This window comes from Tsukamurella pseudospumae, from assembly GCF_001575205.1.
Lineage (GTDB): Bacteria > Actinomycetota > Actinomycetes > Mycobacteriales > Mycobacteriaceae > Tsukamurella > Tsukamurella pseudospumae.
Map to the genome: position 1 here is coordinate 1 of NZ_LSRE01000061.1, position 799 is coordinate 799.

1 protein-coding gene and 1 pseudogene are annotated in these 799 nt (G+C 64.8%); both read left to right on the forward strand.

Annotated elements, in window-relative coordinates; translation table 11 throughout:
* The first annotated feature begins 82 nt into the window (after nt 1-82).
* The gene (locus tag AXK61_RS25580; RefSeq protein WP_197466819.1) at nt 83-400 is read left to right on the forward strand and encodes a transposase; all 318 of its coding nucleotides are present in this window, start codon (nt 83-85) and stop codon (nt 398-400) included.
* Nucleotides 397-799: pseudogene (locus AXK61_RS25585) on the forward strand (IS3 family transposase); the annotation flags it as partial. The gene AXK61_RS25580 and the pseudogene AXK61_RS25585, both read left to right, overlap by 4 nt.

Consider the following 799-nt stretch of genomic DNA (forward strand, 5'->3'; position numbering starts at 1 on the left):
GACATATCGACGAGGCATGSGGGACTGGTGCACGGGTAGGTGACATCTGATCTGGCTTGCCCGGGAGGGTGGGCCTGGAAGGATGGCCATCGTGCCTAAGCCTTATCCGCAGGAGTTCCGTGACGATGTGGTCCGGGTTGCCCGGGATCGTGAGAGCGGTGTGACGCTCGCGCAGATCGCGAAGGACTTCGGGATCCATGAGATGACGTTGCAGAAGTGGTTGCGTCGCGCCGACGTCGATGACGGCAACAAGCCCGGAATGACGAGCGGGCAGTCGGCGGAGTTGCGGGAGGCCAACAAGCGAATCCGGTTGTTGGAGCAGGAGAATGAGGTCCTGCGACGGGCGGCGGCGTATCTGTCGCAGGCGAACCTGCCGGGAAAAGGTTCTACCCGCTCGTGAAGGAGCTCGCCGCCGACGGAATCCCCGTGGCGGTGACGTGCCGGGTACTCAAGCTCGCCAGACAGCCCTACTACCGGTGGCTCAAGGAGGCGGTCACCACCGCCGATCGGGTCGAAGCCGCGCGGGCGAACGCCCTGTTCGATGCGCATCGCGATGATCCGGAGTTCGGGTACCGGTTCCTCGCCGACGAAGCCGAACACGCTGGTCAGGCGATGAGCCAGAGGACGGCGTGGCGGATCTGCTGCGCCAACGGCTGGTGGTCGACCTTCGGAAAGAAACGCGGCCGCAGCGGCACGAAGCCGGGCCCGCCGGTGCACGACGACCTGGTCGAACGCGACTTCACCGCCGACAATCCGAACGAGTTGTGGCTCACTGATATCACCGAGCACTGGACCGATG

Excerpts from the sequence above, each read along its gene's own strand:
- AXK61_RS25580 (WP_197466819.1), top strand. The coding sequence starts at position 83 with ATGGCCATCGTGCCTAAGCCTTATCCGCAGGAGTTCCGTGACGATGTG.